This window comes from Flavobacterium endoglycinae, assembly GCF_017352115.1.
Classification (GTDB): Bacteria; Bacteroidota; Bacteroidia; order Flavobacteriales; family Flavobacteriaceae; genus Flavobacterium; species Flavobacterium endoglycinae.
Genome location: NZ_CP071448.1, coordinates 2385795 through 2407084 on the forward strand (window position 1 = coordinate 2385795; position 21290 = coordinate 2407084).

Annotated in this window: 19 protein-coding genes and 1 tRNA gene; 6 read left to right on the plus strand and 14 right to left on the minus strand. The window is 34.7% G+C overall.

The annotated features are described in order from the left end of the window. Positions 1–142: 142 nt before the first annotated feature. Positions 143–730, plus strand: a complete 588-nt coding sequence (locus J0383_RS10490; protein WP_207298330.1) for an RNA polymerase sigma factor — start codon at positions 143–145, stop codon at positions 728–730. Then, positions 714–1118: a hypothetical protein gene (locus J0383_RS10495; RefSeq protein ID WP_207298331.1), complete on the plus strand. Its 405-nt coding sequence runs from the start codon at positions 714–716 to the stop codon at positions 1116–1118. Before J0383_RS10490 ends, J0383_RS10495 begins: the two co-directional genes overlap by 17 nt. On the opposite strand, the gene J0383_RS10500 is transcribed toward J0383_RS10495, so the two are convergent. Next, positions 1109–1693 (minus strand): hypothetical protein, encoded by a 585-nt coding sequence (locus tag J0383_RS10500; protein ID WP_207298332.1) that lies wholly within the window; start codon positions 1691–1693, stop codon positions 1109–1111. The genes J0383_RS10495 and J0383_RS10500 overlap by 10 nt on opposite strands. Positions 1694–1929: 236 nt before the next feature. Here J0383_RS10500 and J0383_RS10505 point away from each other — a divergent pair, with 236 nt between their 5' ends. Both J0383_RS10505 and J0383_RS10510 read left to right on the plus strand, forming a co-directional pair. Then, complete coding sequence (locus J0383_RS10505) at positions 1930–2853, plus strand: PfkB family carbohydrate kinase (RefSeq protein ID WP_207298333.1); 924 nt, start codon at positions 1930–1932, stop codon at positions 2851–2853. Between the two features lie 80 nt (positions 2854–2933). Further along, positions 2934–4832, plus strand: coding sequence for an amidophosphoribosyltransferase (locus J0383_RS10510; protein WP_207298334.1), 1899 nt, complete (start codon positions 2934–2936; stop codon positions 4830–4832). A 477-nt stretch (positions 4833–5309) separates the two neighbouring features. Here the strand turns inward: J0383_RS10510 and J0383_RS10515 are convergent, their stop codons facing one another. From J0383_RS10515 to J0383_RS10530, 4 genes are all read right to left on the minus strand, one after another. After that, a complete protein-coding gene (locus tag J0383_RS10515) occupies positions 5310–5921 on the minus strand; it encodes a superoxide dismutase (RefSeq protein ID WP_207298335.1) in 612 nt (203 codons plus the stop codon). Positions 5922–6061: 140 nt separating this feature from the next. Beyond that, on the minus strand, positions 6062–6688 hold the full coding sequence (gene pth, locus J0383_RS10520) for an aminoacyl-tRNA hydrolase (RefSeq protein ID WP_207298336.1): 627 nt from the start codon (positions 6686–6688) through the stop codon (positions 6062–6064). A 362-nt stretch (positions 6689–7050) separates the two neighbouring features. Further along, complete coding sequence (locus tag J0383_RS10525; RefSeq protein ID WP_207298337.1) at positions 7051–7662, minus strand: 50S ribosomal protein L25/general stress protein Ctc; 612 nt, start codon at positions 7660–7662, stop codon at positions 7051–7053. Positions 7663–7767: 105 nt separating this feature from the next. Further along, positions 7768–8709 (minus strand): ribose-phosphate pyrophosphokinase, encoded by a 942-nt coding sequence (locus J0383_RS10530; protein ID WP_207298338.1) that lies wholly within the window; start codon positions 8707–8709, stop codon positions 7768–7770. Between the two features lie 287 nt (positions 8710–8996). On the opposite strand from J0383_RS10530, the gene J0383_RS10535 reads away from it, so the two are divergent. After that, positions 8997–9076, plus strand: a tRNA-Leu gene (locus tag J0383_RS10535). A 270-nt stretch (positions 9077–9346) separates the two neighbouring features. Continuing rightward, positions 9347–9880 carry a hypothetical protein gene (locus J0383_RS10540; protein ID WP_207298339.1) on the plus strand — a complete coding sequence of 178 codons (534 nt, stop codon included), beginning with the start codon at positions 9347–9349 and terminating at the stop codon, positions 9878–9880. 20 nt (positions 9881–9900) lie between these two features. Here the strand turns inward: J0383_RS10540 and J0383_RS10545 are convergent, their stop codons facing one another. The 9 genes from J0383_RS10545 to J0383_RS10580 all read right to left on the minus strand — a co-directional run bounded on the left by J0383_RS10545 (position 9901) and on the right by J0383_RS10580 (position 21283). Beyond that, positions 9901–10371 carry an OsmC family protein gene (locus J0383_RS10545; protein ID WP_207298681.1) on the minus strand — a complete coding sequence of 157 codons (471 nt, stop codon included), beginning with the start codon at positions 10369–10371 and terminating at the stop codon, positions 9901–9903. Between the two features lie 175 nt (positions 10372–10546). Continuing rightward, positions 10547–11731, minus strand: a complete 1185-nt coding sequence (locus J0383_RS10550) for an aldose epimerase family protein (RefSeq protein WP_207298340.1) — start codon at positions 11729–11731, stop codon at positions 10547–10549. Positions 11732–11871: 140 nt separating this feature from the next. After that, positions 11872–13380, minus strand: a complete 1509-nt coding sequence (araA, locus tag J0383_RS10555; RefSeq protein ID WP_207298341.1) for an L-arabinose isomerase — start codon at positions 13378–13380, stop codon at positions 11872–11874. 172 nt (positions 13381–13552) lie between these two features. After that, the gene (locus J0383_RS10560; protein WP_207298342.1) at positions 13553–14254 is read right to left on the minus strand and encodes an L-ribulose-5-phosphate 4-epimerase; all 702 of its coding nucleotides are present in this window, start codon (positions 14252–14254) and stop codon (positions 13553–13555) included. Next, positions 14238–15929, minus strand: a complete 1692-nt coding sequence (locus tag J0383_RS10565) for a ribulokinase (protein WP_207298343.1) — start codon at positions 15927–15929, stop codon at positions 14238–14240. Before J0383_RS10565 ends, J0383_RS10560 begins: the two co-directional genes overlap by 17 nt. Positions 15930–16096: 167 nt before the next feature. Continuing rightward, positions 16097–18082: an alpha-L-arabinofuranosidase C-terminal domain-containing protein gene (locus J0383_RS10570; RefSeq protein WP_207298344.1), complete on the minus strand. Its 1986-nt coding sequence runs from the start codon at positions 18080–18082 to the stop codon at positions 16097–16099. Positions 18083–18184: 102 nt separating this feature from the next. Continuing rightward, positions 18185–19165 carry an arabinan endo-1,5-alpha-L-arabinosidase gene (locus J0383_RS10575; RefSeq protein ID WP_239023311.1) on the minus strand — a complete coding sequence of 327 codons (981 nt, stop codon included), beginning with the start codon at positions 19163–19165 and terminating at the stop codon, positions 18185–18187. Positions 19166–19197: 32 nt separating this feature from the next. Then, positions 19198–19326 (minus strand): lysozyme inhibitor LprI family protein, encoded by a 129-nt coding sequence (locus J0383_RS23765; protein ID WP_262898899.1) that lies wholly within the window; start codon positions 19324–19326, stop codon positions 19198–19200. A 337-nt stretch (positions 19327–19663) separates the two neighbouring features. Then, positions 19664–21283, minus strand: a complete 1620-nt coding sequence (locus J0383_RS10580) for an arabinan endo-1,5-alpha-L-arabinosidase (protein WP_207298345.1) — start codon at positions 21281–21283, stop codon at positions 19664–19666. Positions 21284–21290 lie beyond the last annotated feature (7 nt).

Consider the following 21290-nt stretch of genomic DNA (forward strand, 5'->3'; position numbering starts at 1 on the left):
ATCTGAAATTATCTCCTTACCAAAACTTTGACAAAGTCCAACCCTATTCTTTATTATATATATAAGTTTAGAATTTATTAAAATTGGAATTTATTTTTTAAAATTATTGTAACCTAAACAAACTTCTTGTCGTCCTATATATATGAGCACATTACAAGATCAACATTATATCGATAAAATTCTGCAAGGCGAAACAAATGCTTTTGCTGTGCTGGTTGATCGTTATAAAGATCTGATCTTTACCTTGTCTCTCAAAATGATGAAAAACAGAGAAGAGGCTGAAGAAGTCTCTCAGGATACTTTTATTAAAGTATTTAATTCTTTGGGCAAGTTTAAAGGCGATTCTAAATTCTCGACATGGATTTATAAGATCTCTTATAACACATGTCTGGATCGTTTAAAGAAAAATAAAAAAGAGGAAAACAATATTTCGATAGACGATTTTTCATCGCATTTGATAAAAACAATGGATAATGCTTTAAGTGCTTTGGAAGACAAAGAACGGAAGCAGACGATTCAGAATTGTTTGAATTTGCTGCCAAGAGAAGAAAACTTCCTGCTGACCTTGTTTTATTTTGAAGATCAGAATTTGGAAGAAATTGGAAAAATCATGAATATCAACGCTAATAATGTCAAAATAAAATTATTTAGGAGCCGACAGAAATTAGCCGTAATTTTGAAAAAGCAGTTAGAACCAGAAATAATAGATTATTATGAAAGAGAGCGATAAAAACATAGAAAATCTTATTGATAAAATGATGGCCGAAGATACACTTCAGTCGCCATCTGCCGACTTTACTTCTAATATAATGTCGCAAATTCTTATTTCTGAAAAAGCAAAAATAAAACCATATAAACCTTTGATTTCAAAATCGGTATGGATTGCTATTGGCCTAGCAGTAAGTTTCTTAGCGCTTTATGTTTCTCTTTTTTCAGTTTCAGATAATGATCTTAAAATTGATGAAATTGGAAAATTATATTCAAATAAAGTTTCAACAGCCTTCAATGAAATTCATTTTTCTAAGACGATGTTATATGCTGTTTTAGTAGTTCCTTTTATGATTTTGGTTCAAATTGGAATTTTGAAAAATTATTTTGACAAGAAGTATCAGTTGTAAGTTTTAAAATAGTCTTCTCTTTTATAGATATAATCCTTTCCAATATAGCAATCTTGACTTATATCATATCTGTTTTTATAGAGGAAATAAGCTATTGTTAGATACTCATCATTTTTCAAATTAGCTTTATTAAGCTCTAGTTTTCCTTTTCTAGATGATACTTTAGAATATTTTTTTAAAAACCTATCAAATCCCAAATTCGAATATTCTTTTTCTATTTTACAATTTATTTTAAATCTACGCGGGTACTTCGGGTTTTTAAATAATTTATTATCAAAAACAAATTCGTTATTTAAAACCTCATTTAAGAAAGATTTGAATGATTTAAATTGTTTAGAATAATATTTTTTATAAAGAAAAAACAATTCGTTGCTATTTGTCAAAAAAAATTCATTACTGTTTGTTTGAAGGTATATATCAGAAAATGATGACAGAGGTGGTGGCAATCTTATAGCTCCATTTATTGTGTCGCCTCGATCAGCTAGCATTTCTATCATTTCTTTAGAAAAATTAAGATCTTTTCGTTCACAAGAAAATAAAATACAAAGCACTAATAAAAAGCTAATTTTCTTCATAGTCGAGATTTCAGATTTTAAACAAAGCTAATGAAAAACATTTCGCAAAATATAAGTTGCTTTTTAAATCCAAAAAACATATTTTAAGCTTTCAAACAAATCAATTTTAATCAATTCATTTACAATAGTTTTACTTCGAAATCGTTGTTATTTTTTTAAGAAAATTTTGCGAACCTAAACCATTGCAAGATTGTAACTTATAGAGTATCTTTGCACCCTAATTCGAAATTCATAAAATGAATAAACTATTGATTGTTGGAACAGTTGCTTTCGACGTGATTGAAACTCCTTTCGGAAAAACAGATAAAATTTTAGGTGGTGCTGCAACCTACATCGGATTATCAGCGTCATTTTTTAACTTACAATCGGCCATTGTTTCTGTAGTTGGCGACGATTTTCCTCAAGAACATTTAGATTTATTAACTTCAAAAAATATTGATATCTCTGGTATCGAAATTGTAAAAGGCGGAAAAACTTTTTTCTGGAGTGGTTTATACCATAATGATTTAAATTCAAGAGACACTTTAGTTACTGAATTGAACGTTTTAGCTGATTTTCAGCCAAAAGTTCCTCAAAACTACAAAGACGCCGATGTGGTAATGTTAGGAAACTTACACCCATTAGTACAAAGTAGTGTTTTAGATCAATTAGAAAAAAAACCAAAATTAGTGGTTTTAGACACCATGAATTTCTGGATGGACTGTGCTCTTCCTGAATTATTAAACGTTATTAAACGTGTAGATGTTATTACAATCAATGACGAAGAAGCAAGACAACTTTCTGGTGAATATTCATTAGTAAAAGCGGCTGCGAAAATCCAAGATATGGGACCAAAATATGTGGTGATCAAAAAAGGAGAACACGGAGCACTTTTATTCCACAATAGAGAAGTATTTTTTGCACCTGCTTTACCATTAGAAGACGTTTTCGATCCAACAGGAGCAGGAGATACTTTCGCAGGTGGTTTCTCAGGATTCATTGCGCAGAGCGAAAACATTTCGTTTGGAAACATGAGAAACGCAATTATTTACGGTTCAAATTTAGCTTCGTTCTGCGTAGAGAAATTTGGAACCGAAAGGATGGAAACCTTAAGCAAAGCCGAAGTAGCGATTCGATTACAGCAATTTAAGTCGTTAACTCAGTTTGATATAGAAATATAATGCCTAAGAGCCTCGATAAAACGGGGCTTTTTTATTACGTTAATACACACAACTTACAACAACACACAAAATAAAAAACAATGAGCGACGCTTTAAAACACGAATGTGGTATAGCCTTAGTTAGACTTCTTAAACCGCTTGAATACTATAAAGAAAAATACGGAACTGCTTTCTACGGAATTCAGAAAATGTATTTAATGATGGAAAAACAGCACAACCGCGGACAAGACGGTGCTGGTTTTGCAAGTATAAAATTTGATGTTGATCCAGGACAACGCTACATCAGCAGAGTTCGTTCTAATCACGCACAACCTATACAGGATGTTTTTAAACAAATCAATGAGCGTATCAGTGAAGAATTAAAAGCAAATCTGGAATTAGGCGACGACATGAAAGAACTAAAAGCGAACATTCCTTATATAGGAGAATTGTTTTTAGGTCACGTTCGTTACGGAACCTTTGGAAAAAACAGCATTGAAAGTGTTCACCCATTTTTACGTCAAAGTAACTGGATGCACCGTAACTTGATTTTGGCTGGAAACTTTAACATGACAAATGTTAAGGAACTTTTCGAAAATCTTGTAGAACTTGGACAACATCCAAAAGAAATGGCTGATACAGTTACTGTAATGGAAAAAATTGGTCACTTTTTAGATAAAGAAGTTATGCAGTTGTACCAAGACTGTAAAGCCGAAGGTTATTCTAAAAAAGATGCTTCACCAGTAATAGCAGAACGTTTGGATATTGCTAAAATATTAGCTCGTTCGGCTAAAAATTTAGACGGAGGTTACGCTATGGCTGGTTTATTAGGACATGGAGATGCTTTTGTTTTTAGAGACCCTGCAGGAATTCGTCCAGCTTATTTTTATCAAGACGATGAAGTTGTAGTAGTGGCTTCAGAAAGACCTGTTATTCAAACCGTATTCAATGTTCCATTTGACAGTGTTCAGGAAATTGATCCCGGAAATGCTTTGATTATCAAGAAAAACGGAAAAGTTTCTATGAATCAAATTTTGGAGCCAACCGTAAAAAAAGCATGTTCATTTGAAAGAATTTACTTTTCAAGAGGAAGTGACGCCGAAATTTATCAAGAGCGTAAAGATTTAGGGAAATTAATTTTACCTGCAGTTCTTAAAGCTATTGACAGCGATACTGATAATACTGTTTTCTCTTATATTCCAAACACAGCCGAAACCTCATTTTATGGTTTGGTCGAAGCTGCTCAGGATTTCTTAAACCAGAGAAAAAACAATTATATTCTAGAAAATAGAAATACACTTACTGCTGAAACGCTTCAGGAACTTTTATCTGTAAAAATACGTACAGAAAAAGTAGCCATTAAAGATGCTAAACTTAGAACTTTTATTACCGAAGACAGCAGTCGTGATGATTTAGTGGCTCACGTTTATGACGTTACTTACGGCGTAATTAAACCAGAAGACAATTTAGTTATTATTGACGACAGTATTGTTCGTGGTACAACACTGAAAATGAGTATCATTAAAATGATGGATCGTTTGAAACCAAAACGTATTGTAATTGTTTCATCGGCTCCTCAAATTCGTTATCCAGATTGTTACGGAATCGATATGGCAAAACTAGAAGGTTTAGTTGCTTTTAGAGCAGCACTTGCTTTATTAAAAGAAAGAAACTTATACCATATTGTAGATGAAGTTTACGCTAAATGTAAAGCACAAGAAAATTTCGCTGATAAAGACGTTGTAAATTACGTAACAGAAATTTACAGCCAATTTACACAAGACGAAATCTCAGATAAAATTGCAGAAATGTTAAGTTCGCCAGAAATCAACGCCGAAGTAAAAATCATTTTCCAAACTGTGGAGGATTTACACAAAGCTTGTCCTAAAAACTTAGGTGACTGGTACTTTACAGGAGACTATCCTACTCCGGGAGGAAATCGTGTGGTAAACCGTGCATTTATGAATTTTTATGAAGGAAAAGACGCGCGAGCTTATTAAAAAAGTATTAAAAAAAGGTTAATTTGTGCATTTCATCGGTTTTTTTTGCCGTTTATCCTGTTTCTTTGGTAAAGATGAAAAGCTACAATACTTTTGAGATACCATAACATTAGTAGGTTAAGTTTATGGTAGATTTGGGGCAAAAAGGGTGGAAGCAATTCCACCTTTTTTATTTATAATACACTCAAGTATTTCGATTTTAGACCCTTATAATTCACTTTGTCGGATATTTTTACCATTCATCTAGATTATTTTTTTCATTAAAATAGCTGCCATACATTTACTGAACCATAACATTAGTAGGTTAAGTTTATGGTAGATTTGGGGCAAAAAAGGTGGAAGTGATTCCGCCTTTTTTATTTTCCTTTTTTCAGAAAATAGAGAAAAGATTAAAGAAAACAGATAAATTCTTGAAATAAAAAAAAGACGAACGCCTTTCGGCACTCGTCTTTTTTCTATGTTCTTTACTCTATTTTCTTATTTATCTAAAGCAAATCTTCTTGCAACTTCAGTCCAGTTAATTACATTGAAGAAAGCTTCGATATAATCTGGTCTTCTGTTTTGGTAGTTTAGGTAGTAAGCATGTTCCCAAACATCCATTCCTAAGATTGGAGTTCCACCGTTTCCAGCAACTTCTGGCATTAATGGATTATCTTGATTTGGAGTTCCTACTACTTCTAATTTTCCACCTTTTTGAACAACTAACCAAGCCCATCCTGAACCAAATTGTCCAGCACCAGCTTTAGCGAATTTTGCTTTAAATTCTTCGAAAGATCCGAAAGAAGATTCAATAGCAGCTAATAAATCACCTGTTGGCAATCCTCCTCCATTTGGAGACATTACAGTCCAGAATAAATTGTGGTTATAGAAACCTCCACCATTGTTACGAACCGCTGCGTTTGATTTATCTAAATTGATCAAGATGTTTTCGATTGTTTTTCCTTCTAAATCTGTTCCTGCAATTGCTGCATTTAGATTTGTTGTATAAGCGTTGTGGTGCTTTGTATGATGGATTTCCATTGTACGAGCATCAATATGTGGTTCTAATGCATCGTATGCATAAGGTAATTGTGGTAATTCAAAAGCCATGATATTTCTATTTTTATGGTTTATTAATAATTTATCCCAAATTTAGACATTTAACTTTGGAATTGAAAATACTATTTCGTTATAATTGAATTAAATTAACTGATAATTTGCTTTTTTGTTATACAAAATACTGTAAATCTTTATTTTCCATTAAATGCAGTCATGGTGTTTTCTAAACCGGCAGTTCCAAAAGTTTTAATTATTTCTGCCGAAATTTCTAAACGTTCTGGTAATTTCGCTTCTTCTTCAGCATTCCATTCTCCTAAAACATAATCTACCTGCTGTCCCTTTTTAAATTGGTCACTGATACCAAATCTATAACGCGTATAATTTTGTGTGTTCAAAACCAAATTGATATTTTTAAGTCCGTTATGTCCTCCATCGCTTCCTTTTGGTTTAATTCTAATTGTTCCGAAAGACAAATTCAAGTCGTCTGTAATGACCAAAATATTTTCAAGTGGAATATTTTCTTTATCCATCCAATATTTTACGGCTTTTCCACTAAGATTCATATAAGTATTGGGCTTCAAAAGAAAAAAGGTTCTTCCTTTAAACTTATATTCGGCTAAAGCTCCCAATTTTACGGTTTCAAAAGAAAGACCTTCTTTTTTAGCTAAAAAGTCAAGCACTTTAAATCCAATGTTGTGTCGGGTATTTACATATTCAGCTCCGATATTTCCTAATCCGACGATTAAATATTTCTTCATGTTATCTATGTTCTCTTCTTTTGGTGTTGATGAAAACAGTTTTGTTATCCATTTTATCATTTGGCAAAAGTAAACTTAATTAGATAATTTGGCAATGTGTCAATTAGATAATTTCCAGCCAGCTATGATTTAACCGCAAAGTACGCAAAGAGTTTTAGCAGAGTACATGAAGTTTTTCACCTCTAATATGAGTAAATCTCAGATTAAAAGTTCACAAAGTTTGATTTAGACACAGCTTTGCGAACTTAATATTTAGTATTTATTACGCTCGAAACCAAATATCTCAGCGTGCGTTAAAAAACGCATGACTTGACCACAAAATTGGCAGAGGTTTTACAAGCTCAGCATCTTAGCCACTTAGAACCTTAAAAAAAAGCCCCAATCGTAAGATTGAGGCTTTCTTATATAGAGTTTGAAAAAAATTATTTTTTCTTTCCTTTTGCAGGAGCTTTTGCAGCTTTTGCAGCTTCTTGAGCAGCTTTCATAGCAGCACGAGAGATTCTTACCTGAGCAACAACTGTGTTGTCTGGGTGCATAACTTTGTACTCTGGTTTTCCAACTTTAGTAACATATAATTTGTTACCCATTTCAAGTGGAGTGATGTCAGCTTCAACGAAATCAGGAAGATTTGCTGGTAAAGCTTTAACTTTTAATTTACGTTGGTTTAAACGTAAAACACCTCCCGCAAGAACACCTTTAGATGTACCAACGATTTTCACAGGAACTTCCATTGTGATTTCTTTATCATCAAATAATTGGAAGAAGTCGATGTGTAAAATTTTGTCAGTTACTGGGTGAACTTGGATATCTTGCAAAATTGCATTGAATGATTTTCCTTTTCCAAGCTCAATCACAACTGTGTGTGCATTTGGAGTGTAAACCAAGTTTTTGAACGCTGCAGCGTCTGCTGAGAAGTGTACTGCTTGATTTCCTCCGTATAACACGCAAGGAACCGCTCCAGCATTACGTAAGGCTTTAGTTGACACTTTGCCCACGCTTTCTCTTTCTGATCCTTTAATTGTAATCGATTTCATTGTAAAAAAATATAGTTATTAATATAAATATTCTAATTTGCTACGCTTTTAAGCAATATGCTTTAAGCTTTTTTTCACATTATGTAATGGAGCGACTATTGCTTTTTACATGATGAATTTTCCACTAATGGAATTGTTGTGGTGTACCATATGCATAACTTCTGCAAATAGAGGCGCACAACTCACTACTCTAATTTTATCTGAATGTCTCTTTAACGGAATAGAATCGGTTACAATTAATTCTGTCAATTTTGAGTTTTCAATTTTCTCATACGCACCGCCAGATAAAATAGCATGTGTACAAATTGCTCGAACGCTTAGTGCTCCTTTTTCGATCATTAGGTCTGCCGCTTTTGCTAAAGTTCCTCCTGTATCGATCATATCATCTACTAAGATTACGTTACGACCTTTAACTTCACCAATCAATTCCATAGTGTCGATAACGTTGGCTGCTTTTCTTTGTTTGTAACAGATTACTACATCTGATTCTAAAAACTTAGAGTAAGCATAAGCTCTTTTTGAACCTCCCATATCTGGAGATGCAATGGTTAAATTTTCTAAATTTAAACTTTGCACGTAAGGCAAAAAGATGGTAGATGCAAATAAATGATCTACTGGTTTTTCAAAGAATCCTTGAATTTGGTCTGCATGCAGATCCATTGTCATGATTCTTGTTGCTCCTGCAGCAGTTAATAGGTTTGCTACTAACTTTGCCCCAATTGGAACTCTTGGTTTGTCTTTTCTATCTTGTCTTGCCCAACCAAAATAAGGCATAACAGCTGTAATATGTCTTGCAGATGCGCGCTTTGCAGCATCAATCATTAACAACAATTCCATCAGATTATCTGCACTTGGAAAAGTTGAACATACGATAAACACTCGCAAACCTCTTATTGATTCTTCGTAAGACGGCTGAAATTCTCCGTCACTATACGTTGACATCGTTACTTTTCCTAACGGAATTCCGTATTGTTCTGCAATTTTTTCTGCAAGATAAACACTTTGTGAACAAGCAAAAATTTTAGCTTCTGGTTCTAGGTGCGACATTATAATGTGTTGTTTTTACGCCGCTGCGGTTTTACAATTTTACTTTATCGTTTTAGAGAAAATAAAAGCCGTATAAATGCCTCGGGTGTAGTTAGTTGTGTGTGCGTCGTTTTAACGAGCTGCAAATTTATAAAATTTATTGAACACTGAAAGGAAATATTTAAGTATTTTATTAGAATTTTTAATTTTATTTTTTACATTTGCACCGTGTTAAAGCAATGGGCACATTATTGATCTCATTGTATTGCGTTAAAATAATTTTTATGAATTATTTTTTCGTCTGCTAAGCCCGGATGGCGGAATTGGTAGACGCGCTGGTCTCAAACACCTGTGGGAAACCGTGCCGGTTCGACTCCGGCTCCGGGTACTTAAAACCTCTTCTTAACGGAAGAGGTTTTTTCTTTTTATGTTGATTGAGATTTAAAAATTTTCTCTTCAATTTATAGTTTACAATAGGCGTTATTTAATCTATAGCGTTTTAGGTCAGTTTTATTATAAACATTCTTCTGTTTTAAAAACAAAATCTTTTTTAAGTTATGGTTTTCCATAACATTCTTGTAGTTTTTGTATTACATTTGTATTAAATGTAACATTCATTATATTCGTAATTTTTATATCCTTTATTACTTTAAAGAAAATGAGATACAGCTTTTTTTATTCTATAATGATATCTATTTTATTCTTAAATAATTTTTACTCTCAAAAACTTACAGAGAATAAAATAGATGAATTCACAAAACAATCAATTCAAAAAACTAGTTGGGAAACGCTTTTTTCTACAACGAAAGGAACATCTTATTTTAGAATATCAAAAATTGACAATATACTTTTTGTACAACTGAAATTTAGATTAAATGAAGGCTTCGAAACAAAATCTTTTTCAATTGAAAAAAATCAAGAATTAATGTTTAAAACTAAAGAAGGCGAAATTATAACTTTAAAAAATCTAAAATCTACAGTAACTTGTGTGGGTTGTGGAGCAATAAGCTTTAATGCATCTCAAGCTCTTGGGATAGAAGTTTCATATCAAATGAGTGAAGAACAGTTTAACATACTCAAAAATAGCTTTTTAGAAAAGATAAGAATATATACAGATATTGATTATAAAGAGTTCGAAATAAAGAAAAAGAATGCCCTTTTATTCACCAATTCTCTTAAACTTATTCACTAGGATTTTCTAAATATCTTTTTCTATTCTACGACACAACTCGCATTATGCAAAACCGAAAAATTGCACGAATTAGCAATAAAACACAATTGATTTGCTTTTTGATGCAATTCTAAAGCCAATTCAACTTTATCTGGATTTGTAATTGTAACTTTTGGATTTAATCGAACTTCTGTAAAACGCCCGCTTCCGTCTGGATTTACTTCTAAGGTAGCTTCAGCGTTATCTGAATAACTGATGACTTCTATTCCGTTTTGGGAGCAGACATATAAGTATGACATCATGTGGCAGGAAACCAAACTGCTCAATAATAAATCTTCTGGATTGTATAATTCTGGATCTCCTTTGAAGGCTTTGGCTGCTGAAACGTCTAAAACTGGTTTTCCTTCAATTTGAATTTGATGGCTTTTACTATAGAATCTTTTAGATGAATCTTCTTGATTTTGTTTTGAAGTCCAGTTTAATTTTGCTTTGAATAGATGTTTAAACGCCATAATTTTTTCTGCCACGAATTCACGAATTAATATAGATTGAGATAAATGAAAAAATCTAATTTCACAAATTTCATAATCTAAAATTCGTGAATTCATGGCTAAAAAACAAAAAACCTCAAAAGCAATTAACTTTCGAGGTTTCATAGAGAACTAAACTAGTAAACAAATTCTAAAACTATTTCTTTACTGAGAATTTAAAGGTAGTTTTAGTCTTATAATTTTCTCCCGGGTTTAAAACCGTTGTTGGGAAATTTTTCTGGTTTGGAGAATCTGGATAATGTTCTGTTTCTAGACATAATCCTGTTCTGTGGGCAAACGTTCCTCCATTTGGCATTGGCAATGTTCCGTCTAGGAAATTTCCAGAGTAGAACTGAATTCCAGGTTCGTCTGTTGTCATTTCCATAACTCTTCCGCTTGCTTCGTGGTATACTTTTGCAATGATTGTTTTTCCTTTTTCAGGATTGTTCAGTACCCAGCAATGATCGTAACCTTTTCCTCTTTCTAATTGCTCGTTTTTAGCATTGATGTCTTTTCCAATTAATTTTGGAGTTCTGAAATCGAAAGGCGTACCTGCAACATCATCTAATTTTCCTGTTGGAATCAAAGTCGCGTCTACTGGAACTAATTTATCTGCATTTAAAGTCAATTCGTGATCTAAGATTGTTTTGGTAAAATCTCCAGACAAGTTGAAATAGGAATGTTGTGTTAAGTTAACCACTGTTTTCTTGTCAGTTGTTGCTTCATACAAAACTTCTAGTTGATTATCGTTTGTCAAGGTATAAGTTACAAAAACTTTAAGATTTCCTGGATATCCTTCTTCCATATCCTTACTTACATAAGATAATTTTAAAGAAGCCGTATCTCCAGATTTAACCTCATCTGCTTTCCAGACTACGTTGAAAAATCCTTGCGGACCTCCGTGCAAAGCATTTGGCGCATTGTTAATGGCTAACTGATATTCTTTTCCATCTAATGAAAATTTACCTTTTGCAATTCGGTTTCCGAATCTTCCAATCAAAGCTCCAAAAAATGGGTTTTCTTTTTCGTATTGTGCCAAAGAACTGAATCCAATTACTACATTTTCAGAAACACCAGTTTTATTTGGTACTTTTAAATCTGTAATTCTTCCTCCAAAAGTGATGATGTCAACTTCCATCCCATTTTGGTTTTTCAGTTTATAACTCTCGACTTTTTGACCTTTAGCGGTTGTTCCGTACTCTGATTTTTCGATTGTAACTTGTGCTTTCTTATCTGAAGAAACTGTAGCTTCATCCATTTTTTTATCGTTTTTGCATTGAACAGAAATTGCGGACAGACTTAATAGGCTTATCCCGAAAATACAACGTTTTAATACATTCATAAATGATAGTTTTTTGGTTTGTAAAAGGTTAAATGTTAGATGTAAAATGTCAGATGCGAAATTTAATCATTTTAAAAATGTAAAATTTACCTTTTTAAGATTTTTCACATTTTACATCTTACAAATTACATTTTACTGCTTTACAGGCCGTGTTGGAATAAATGAAAATAGGCTTCGTTGGCATTAATTTTATCTTTAAACTCTCTTACTGTTGTTTTCTCATCAATTACCAATAATTCGATTCCTGCGATGTCTGCGAAATCTTCCATATATTCTGTTGTAATTGACTGGCTGTAAACGGTATGGTGCGCCCCACCAGCTAAAATCCAAGCGGTTGCTGCCACTTCTAAATTTGGTTTACAATCCCAAAGAACGCGCGCCACTGGAAGTTTTGGTAATTCTGCCATTGGTTTTACTGCTTCAACTTCGTTCACGATTAAACGGAAACGAGTTCCTATATCAACTAACGAAACATTGATCGCATCACCTGCAGGAGAGTTGAATACCAAACGAGCTGGATCTTCTTTTCCTCCAATTCCTAATGGATGCACTTCACAAGAAGGTTTTCCGTCAGCAATGGATGGACAGATTTCCAACATGTGAGAACCTAAAACATATGATTTCTGTGGTGTAAAGTGGTATGTATAATCTTCCATGAAAGAAGTTCCGCCTTCTAAACCAACACACATTACTTTTAAAGCTCTAACCATTGCAGCGGTTTTCCAGTCTCCTTCGCCGCCAAAACCATAACCATCGGCCATTAATCTTTGTGTAGCGATTCCTGGCAATTGTTTCCAAACCCCAAGGTTTTCAAATGTATCTGTAAAAGCTCCGAATCCTCCTTCTTCAAGGAAAGCTCTTAATCCTAATTCGATTTTTGCAGCTTCCACTAAAGAACTTCTTTGCGCGCCGCCTTCTTTTAAAGAATCGGTTAAGTTATAAGAAGACTCATAAACGGCTAATAAATCAGCCAATTGTTTGTCTGTTACTTTTTCGATATGTTTGGTTACATCTGAAGAATCGTATCCATTTACTGAAACTCCAAAACGAATTTGAGCTTCTACCTTATCACCTTCTGTAACGGCAACTTCACGCATATTGTCTCCAATACGAGCCACTTTTAAGTTTTGAAGTTCGTCCCATCCAAGAGCAACTCTTGACCAGATTCCTAATTGTTTTTGAACTCTTTGATCTTCCCAATGTCCAACTACAACTTTACGTTTTTTACGCAAACGAGACATGATGAAACCAAATTCACGATCTCCATGAGCCGATTGGTTTAAGTTCATGAAATCCATATCGATGCTTCCCCACGGAATTTCAGCATTGTATTGTGTATGTAAATGACATAATGGTTTTTTAAGGATATTTAATCCGCCAATCCACATTTTTGCTGGAGAAAAAGTATGCATCCAAGCAATAATTCCGATACAGTTTTTAGCGGAGTTTGCCGCCAGACATACATCTAAAATCTGCGAAGGCGATTTTACCACATCTTTATACACCACTTTTACCGGAATTGAAGATGAAGTGTCTAATCCTTTTGCTATTATTTGAGAATGTTCTGCTACTTTTCTAAGTGTTTCTTCACCGTATAATTCCTGGCTTCCTACTACAAACCATACTTCTTTTTGAGAAATGTCTATCATTGTTTTGTTTATTTGTTTCAAGTTTTCTTTGTTTCAAGTTTTACGTTCTCAAAATGCCGAAAATCTTATTGTTATATTATTATTTTTGTTTTTGTTTGTTTCACGTTTCAAGTTTCAAGTTTCACGTTCCAACAACTTGAAACAAAAAAAACCTGAAACCTGAAACTAAAAATTACTGTCCATAGTACGAATCTTTTCCGTGTTTACGGTTGTAATGTTTCTTTATTAAGGAATCTTTTAATCTTGGTGCGTTTGGATTTATTTGTAAAGTCAGGTACGCCATTTCTGCCACGACTTCTAATACTTTGCTGTTGTAAACCGCTTTTGCCGCATTTTTTCCCCAAGCAAATGGCCCGTGATTTCCAATTAAAATCATTTCTACTTCTTCATAAGAAAGATTTTTTTCTTTGAAGCAATCCAAAATCTGAATTCCGGTATTGTGTTCGTAGTTTCCTTCAATCAGATGATCTGCCATCGGGGGCGCACACGGAATATCAGCTGTTAAATGATCGGCATGTGTAGTTCCGAAAATTGGAATATCCTGCTGTGATTGTGCCCACGCCACAGAATATGTTGCGTGCGTATGTGCGACTCCACCAATATTGGGCCAGTGTTTATACAAATATGCATGTGTTTTGGTATCTGAAGATGGACGCAGATTTCCTTCGACAACATTGTTGTCAAAATCGACGATTACGATATCTTCAGGTTTTAAATCTTCGTAAGGAACGCCGCTTGGCTTAATGGCAAAAACACCATTTTTTCTGTCTACAGCGCTTACGTTTCCGAAAGTATACACCACCAAATTCAATGCATTTAACTGCATATTGGCTTCGTAACATTCTTGTTTTAAATCTTTATAAAGAGAACTCATTTTGAGAGATTTTAATAGTTGGATCTGCAAAAGCACTTAATTGTTCGTAAGCTATTAGCAGTTTATGATAAGCTGCCACTTTATCTAATTGAGGGAAATATTCTCCGTCAAAATCACTTCCGATTTTTTGGCTTGCTTCGATTACGTTTGGATAAATTCCAGCTGCAACGGCTGCATAAATTGCCGCACCTAAAGCAGGAGTCTGGTCTGAAGCTGCCACTTTAATTGGCTTGTTTAAAACGTTGGCCAAAGTCTGCATGATAAAAGGTGATTTACGAGCAACACCACCAATTCCGATAACGCTATCGATTTTTACGCCTTCTTCTTCAAAACGGTCTACAATTTTCTTTGCTCCAAAACAGATTGCGTTTACTAAAGCTTTGAAAATATGAGGCGCTTTTGTTCCTAAAGATAAATTTGAAATCGCGCTTTTCACTTCCTGATTGGCATCTGGAGTTCTTCGTCCGTTAATCCAGTCTAAAGCAATTGGAAGACTTTCTGAAACTGGGATTTTCTCTGCTTCTTTGGTTAATTCAACAATTAATTTATCGCTGAATTCCTCTCTTAATTGTTCTTTTTGAGCGTCATTTAAAGTTGATGAAGAAGCTAATAAATGTTCTGTCGGCCACATTAATAATTCCTTGTACCAAGCCAATAAATCACCAAATGCCGATTGTCCTGCTTCCAGACCAATAAATCCTGGAATTACAGATCCGTCCACTTGACCGCAGATACCGCGAACGGTTTTTGTTCCTACTTCCTCATAAGAACCAACTAGGATATCGCAAGTTGAAGTTCCCATAACACGAACTAAAGTGTTCTCTTCGATTTTAGCTCCAACTGCCCCTGAATGTGCGTCGAAAGTTCCAACAGCCACAACTGTATCTGTAGAAAGTCCTAAACGGTCTGCCCATTCTTTGCTTAATTTTCCAGCAACTAAATCTGAAGTATATGTTTCATCGTATAAATTGCCACGTAAAGTCGCTAAATACGGATGTAATTTTTCTAAAAATTCAACTGGCGGTAATCCGTTCCAGTCTTCGTGCCACATGGCTTTGTGACCTGCTGCACAACGGCTTCTTTTGAAGGTTTTTAAATCTTTATCTTCAATTAATAAATACGTCATTAAATCGCAGTGCTCCATCCAAGTGTGAGCGGCATTTCTAACCGCTTCATCTTGTCTTGCAATGTGAAGGATTTTTGCCCAAAACCATTCCGAAGAATAAATTCCTCCAACGTATTTGGTCACGTCTTCTCCGCCCCAGCTTACTGCCAGTTCGTTGATTTCGTTTGCTTCATTTATTGCGGTGTGGTCTTTCCATAAAACCATCATGGCATTTGGGTTTTCTTCAAAACCTTTTGTCAATGCTAATGGCGTTCCATCTTTTGTAACTGGAACAGGTGAAGATCCGGTTGTGTCAATACAAATTCCGCGAACCAATGACGGATCAACTTTACTTTCCTTTACAACATTTTGAATCGTAGTTTCCAGTCCTTCGATATGATCCAAAGGATGCTGGCGAAATTGGTTTATAGAGGCGTCACAATATTGCTTGTTTTTCCATCTTTTGTAATGAGAAACATTCGATGCCAGCTCCTGCCCATTTTCTGTGTCAATAAGCACCGCGCGAACAGAATCTGTTCCGTAGTCCAATCCTATTACATAATTTTTCATTCGTATTTATTTAAAATATTGACAAATATAATTATAAAAAAATTATAAGTGTTTAAAAAACACTTAATATGGTTGTGCGTCTCGATTTTTTACAAAAAATGCATTAAAACGAAGATTTTGGATCAAAACAAAAAACAAATGTTAATGTTACATTTATTATGTTGCGATTATTTCATCTTAATTTTCAAAACAGTTACAGAATAAGGAGCAAAATCGTATTGAACTTTGCTTCCATTAACTTTAAACTGGTTCTCTTTTGGACTGATTTTGGTTGGCGCTGCAAATGAATTTTCGTCATTTAATCCGTCTCCTTTCAACGTAACCGCTGTTCCTTTTGAGTCTAATTTTGCTCCTTTAAAATCAATTGATGCATTTTGAGATGAAGCCGAAGTGTTTACGATTTTCAGAATTACTTCTTTCGTATTTACATCTTTTACTGCAGAAGCAAACAAATCATTTTGTCCTGTAATGGCTTTTCCATCTTTTGTAATGCTTAATAAATCTGTTCCTTTATGGTTTGAAAACAGTTTTTGCACATAATAATTTGGTGTTCCAAATGATTGCAAATTGTTGAACCAAATCATATCAGGTGTCCATTGCCAGCCTTCTTCATGAGCTAATAATGGTGCATAAGAGGTTAAATGAACTACCTCAGCATTACGCTCCATTCCGGTCATGAAAGCGGCTTCAGAAAAAGCACATTCCCAGTTGTTTTTGTTGTCTGGACTTGCAATTGCTACACTTTGTGCCGCATATTCTCCTGCAAATATTTTGGGACCTTTACGGTCATAACTGTCATAACGGGTTGCATTTTTACGAAACCAAGCTGGGTCTTTGTAATAATGTTCGTCTACAATTTCTGCATTTAGTTTTTTAAGTTCCTTCATTCCATAATCAAAGAAATCTCCATCAGGGAAAGGTCCTGTTCCTGAAACAATTGTGATGTTTGGATATTTATTTTTAATTGCTTTTTCGAATACTTTAAAACGTTCAATATAATCTGGTCCCCACTGTTCATTTCCAACTCCAATAAATTTTAAGTTGAATGGTTTTGGGTGTCCCATATCGGCTCTTACTTTTCCCCAAGCGGTTTCTGTTCCGCCGTTTGCGAATTCAATTAAATCTAATGCGTCTTGAACGTAAGGGTCGATTTGATCCATTGGAACTAATTGTCCTGTATTAAACTGACAGGCCATTCCACAGCTTAAAATTGGAAGCGGAGAAGCGCCAATATCTTCTGAAAGCTGGAAATATTCAAAGAATCCCAATCCGAAACTTTGGAAATAATCTGGAGCTGGTCGATGTGAAAATTCCATATTCCAACGGTTTACAGCTGTTTCTCTGTCTTCTACTTTTCCAACCGATTTTTTCCATTGGTAACGTTCTGCCAAAGTTCTTCCTTCTACAATACAACCACCTGGGAAGCGTAAAAATCCTGGTTTTAAATCGTATAATAATTGCACTAAATCTTTACGAAGCCCATTTTTTCTTCCTGCCCAAGTATCTTCTGGAAACAAGGAAATATTATCTAAATCAATTACTCCATTTCCTTCGAAAGTGATTTTTAATTTTGCTTTGGCTTCTGTTGCGGTTGAAGTTAATTGAGCCGAATAATTTGACCAATCTTTTGAGGTTGGAACAACCGAAGTTTCTCCCAAGACTTTGTGGTCTTTATCAATAAATTGAAATTTAATTTTAGAAATATTACCTGAAATTTTAGCCGCTTTTAAAGTCAGATTGTATTTCAAATCTTTCTTGATTCCCATTCCTCTGAAACCTTCGTTTATCAACTGATATCCATTCGCATCGTTAATGGTAACTCGGCAATAATTATGATTGGTTCCTTGTTGGGAATATTGAATTACGTTTGCAATTCCAGATTGCTGGTTTAATTTATGGCGGTCACTGTTGGGTTCATTCCATCCCATCATCGGAAACAAAAATTCAAACGATCTGTTTTTGATCATTTCGGCATATAATCCTCCGTCGGCAGCAAAATTGATGTCTTCAAAAAACACTCCGTACATGGTTGGCTGAATTTTGGTAATCGATTTGGAAGCATCTACTTCAAGGTTGTTTTTTTGTGCCGATGTGTATATGCTTGTCAACATCGCTCCGAAAAGGGTAATTTTGGTAATAAAATTGGTATTCATATTTTTATTGTTTGTTCTGTGTATTCGATTGTAACTTTCTGTACTTTTTTGATAATTAGAAGCCCGAAAAATTAGGTAAATTAGGCTTCATTATCCTGTATTCTATTTTAAAACAGGCCACAAATCAGCATCCCATTGCATTTCTTTGACTACTAGTTTTGGCGTTCCGTTAGTTTTCTTTTCGTAAGCGTGATAAAACATATAATCTTTCCCATCAAACGTATAGGCGCTGTTATGGCCTACTCCAAAATAGTTTTCATCGCCTTGAATTACTAAACTTCCGCCACCTTGATCGAGCTGTTTTCCCTCTTTATCAACATAAGGTCCTGTTACATTTTTAGATCTTCCAACTACTACTTTATAAGTACTTTTTTCTCCGCGGCAGCATAAATCCCAAGAAAGAAATTGATAGTAATAACCATTTTTCTTAAAGATAAAAGGAGCCTCCAGTGCGCCATCACCTGGATCAGAATCTGGTAATTCGAAACTTCTTTTTCGCTTTGCGATTGTATGCCATTCTTGAGGCTGTGCAATTGATTTTAAATCTCGATTTAATTTTACCAATTTCAATCCTTCCCAAAAAGAACCGAAAGCAAGCCAAGGCGTGTTGTTTTCATCAAAGACCAAATTTGGATCGATGGCGTTCCACATATCGCGATTGGGCTGCGATTGAATGACAATTCCTTGATCGATCCATTTGTAATTTTTGTCTTTTGGATCTAAAGTCGTATTAGTCGCAACACCAATCGCCGATGTATTTTTAGCGAAAGCTGAAACCGAATAATACAGATAGTATATGTTGTTATGAAATGAAATATCTGGCGCCCAAATATGATTTTTAAAATCGGCTGCAACGCCATCTGCCCAAACTGGTTTTTCGGCGAAAACCTGTGGTTCTTTGTTCCATTTTTTTAAATCTTTCGAACTAAAAACGCTTATTCCGTTTCCTGTGCAATACAAATAATATGTGTCTTTTTGTTTGATGACTACCGGATCATGCACAACAATTTCTTGTGCCACAACCACTGAAGTTATCAGCATCAAAAAAGCTGAAAGTGTATATTTTATGTTTTTGTAAACCATATAAGTGATATAAGTAAATTTAAGTGCAAACCTCAACTGAAACTTTTATCAGAACATGTAAGCAAAGCTTTTGTAATAATTGGATTATTGAATTTTACCGATTGTGCAGTTGCTGCAATCGATAAAAGCAAAACGGAAAGGCTTGTAAATAGGTTTTTCATAATTGATATGTTTTTTGCCACAAATTCACGAATTTTTACAAATCATAATTCGTGAAATTTGTAGTTATTTTTATTCAAGCAGATTTCACAAATTTTAATCATTGTAATTCGTGAATTCGTGGCTATTTTTTTAAGCAGATTGAGCAGATTGAGCAGATTTAAAAAATCCTTTTAATCTGTACCTTTATTTTTTTAACACATAGAATCATAGCATTACGTTGTCTGAAAAAGGCATTTCATTTATTTAAATTCACATAGCAATCTATGTGTTCAAATCTAGATTTGTTTTTTCTCTTTTATTGACTAGAAAATCTATGTTTCTATGTGTTTAAATTTTCTAATTTATTTTTTTACCCCAAACGGTTAATCCTGCACTATTGATTCCGGCATAGGTTAAAGTCACTTTTCTGGTTGATGATTCCCAATCCCACGCATCGACTACATTACATTTAATTCCATTTATAGTGGCCATTTTTTTAGCCGGATCATACGACCAAGTTCCTGTTATATCACCGCTAACTTTTTTGTCGGCTGTTAGATAAATCGTAACTGATTTTTGCATGGTTTTGTATTGGTAATTCATGGTAATCTGTTCCCAAGTCCCAACCAGATTTCCTTCTGCAAAAGTAGTTGTGGGAACTCCAGCGTAACGTTCTGGTTCTACAACTGGCCAGCCGTCTTCTGTCCATTGAATTCCGTGCACATGCCCCATCATGACCGCATTTGAAACATTGATTCCTGGAACTCCTTCTGGCAAACGTGCCTGTGAAGCATAAAACCATTTTTTGGTTGTTGGGTTTTGAAAAACAGCACAATGCGAAAATCCAACCCAGCCGGTATGATTTTTAAATTGGTACGGATGTGTTAACAACGGAAAACATTCGGCTCCATTTGTTATACTGATTCCAGTATTGGTTACATAAGGTCCGAGAATATTTTTGGAACGTGCTACACGTGTGTTGTAAGCCACCGATAATTCGTCATAAGCCAAAAACAAATAATAGTATTGTGTATCTGGATTGTAGATAATTTCAGGGCCTTCAAGCGCTTGCCAACGGTTTGTATTTACATTCCCGCGGCCTGCAATTCGAACTCCGTAATCGTCGATTGTTTTTAACTTATCTGGTTTTCCTGTTGTTGGATTTAATTTTAAAGCCGCGATTCCAGAATGCCAAGAGCCGTAAATTAAATATTGTTCTCCTTCGGGGGTTTCAATAAAACTCGGATCGATGGCGTTGAATTTAAAATAGGCATCCCAATCGTTTCCTCCATTTCTAACATAACTTTTTACGCCGTCAGGTTCTGAGCAGACTACCATTCCTTTATCAACCCAATTATTGGATGCTAAATCTGTAGTTTCTGCCAAACCAATAAAAGCGCGTTCTGTCCAAGAAGTATTGGTATCTGTTCCAACAATTGGATTCGTTACCACAATGCTGTAATACATTCTAAAAACATTTCCCACTTTTCGAACGCATGGCGCCCAAAATCCGTAATTTGGATTTGTTATTGGAGGAAGTGCCGGACTCATTCTGGCTCTTTTATTATTTAGAGAATCTTTTACCCACGCTGGCGCCTCAAGCATTGAAGGTCCCATAAATTCCCAGTTGATTAAATCTTTTGATCTTCTGTAGAAAAAATGTCCGTTGCCATCGTGTGCGTTTCCATAAGAAGCATCGGTTTGATACATATAATAATATTCTCCCGATTTTTCAACTGACGGATCGTGTACGTTTGCCAGATTCCATTGCGATCGGTTTGACCAGCTTGCAAACGCCGTATAATTGTCGGCATAAGTCGGTCCATTAAATGTTGGCGTCACTACAGGCGGATCAACTACAACGGGCGGCTCTGGTGCTAACGCCGGATCATCTTTTGAACAGCTTGTCATTAAAAGTGCTGCTGCAAAAAATCCGATGAAAGAAATGGTTTTTAAAATGACGTCTTCTTTTTTCATCTTTGTT